At 40.5% G+C, this 1700-nt stretch carries 1 protein-coding gene; it reads left to right on the forward strand.

Going from position 1 to position 1700, the window contains the following annotated elements; genetic code table 11:
* Positions 1–46: 46 nt before the first annotated feature.
* On the forward strand, positions 47–1700 hold a 1654-nt coding region (locus A2517_RS04350; protein ID WP_294894511.1), incomplete at its 3' end, for an ATP-binding protein.

Consider the following 1700-nt stretch of genomic DNA (forward strand, 5'->3'; position numbering starts at 1 on the left):
AATACGTACTTCAAAAATACTTACATGTCAAAGTATAGGGGGACAAATGTTTTACACTAAAAGTTTTGAAGAAAAATATGCCTCTGTGTTAGAGGTGATTACTTCATGCGCCCATTTGCACTCTGATCCTATGATTTATACCGATTTAGCCGGAGATATTGCCGGTTGCAATGGTGCGATGATAGAGCTTTTAAATATCGAAAACTTAGGCGATATTGCTCCTCTTAATGTTTGGTTTGATCCACAAGGGGTGGATTTGCCGTATCTTCTTTCAAAATCGGGAGAGTATCGGGGAAAAATTCATTCCGAGGCGGCTGATTACGACGTGGCGGTTAAATCAGAAGTATTTATTGTAGATAATCAGCCCATAGTCGGAGTCGTCTTTAGAGATGTTTCGATTATCGAGCGTGCACGTGCGGCTGAACGCTATTTTGAACATTTTAAAAAGAAGTTTTTAACCAATATCTCTCATGAATTCCGTACACCCATGAATGCTATTATCGGATTTACCGATTTGCTTAAAAGCTCCCCTCTGAGTTCATGGCAGCAAGAATATGTACAAATGACGAGCCGCAGTGCGCAGTCAATGATGCGAAATATTGAAAATCTTTTGGAACTTATGCAAGTCGAAAGTGGCAGCATTCATACCAATTTGGCACTCTTTAATCCTCTGGAAGTGTATGAAAATTTTTCCATGCAGTTTAGTGATCTCGCCCTCTCCAAAGAGATTGGGCTCATGTTCTTAATCGATCCCCATTTGCCTAAAACAATGATAGGGGATCAGGACAAAATTCTAGCCATTATGCGTAATCTCATCCAAAACGGTATTAAATTTACCGATGAGGGAGGGAGCGTCCTTGTTGAAATTCTGATTGTTAGAGAAGAAGATCATTTTGTTGAAGTGGAATATGCGGTTAGTGATACCGGCATCGGAATCGACAATGAACGTATTAAAACGCTTCTTCGCCCTTTCGCTTCCGCATGGGAGAATCAGCGAAAAGGGAAAGACGGTCTTGGAATCGGACTCAGTTTGAGTCATAAATATGTGGATATGATGAATTCCCATTTGATGCTTGCATCGCAAAGCGGAAAAGGGTCGCGATTCTCTTTTCGAATCACCCATCAGGTGAATGAAGATGGCTCTTTTGATTTTATCGATGGGACTCGTGCCACTATCTATACGCAAGCACACCAATTGAGTGCGCAAGGAGCTTTGCTCTATAAATATCTAGAACTTTTTCAAGTACAGACGAAAGTAATTCATGATTTGGTTAATGCAACATTACATGAAAGTGATGTCCTCTTTTTAGATGTAGAGCATATCTCCAAAGTACAGATAGATGCACTGCAATCGACCTATCCAATGCTTCAAATGGTTCCGATAATGAAGCTAGATTACGGTGAGAAAGCCGATGCACTGATCGATTCGGTTGCCTCTATTGTGACATTGCCGATTTTACCGAGTTCATTGCATAAAACGTTGGCCGTCATTTGGAATACGATGCCAAAAGAGTATATTTCACGCTCACATGAAGTACAAAGTGCCCCTAAAGCGGAAAATGTCAAGATATTGGTTGCCGAAGATAATCTTATTAACCTTAAACTTCTTGAAACCATACTACTTCAAGAGCACTTCCGTGTGGTAACGGTAGATAATGGGCAAAAAGCGGTGGATGCGTATCTTAAAGAACATTTTGATT

The sequence above is a fragment of the Sulfuricurvum sp. RIFOXYD12_FULL_44_77 genome, from assembly GCF_001830725.1.
GTDB lineage: Bacteria > Campylobacterota > Campylobacteria > Campylobacterales > Sulfurimonadaceae > Sulfuricurvum > Sulfuricurvum kujiense_A.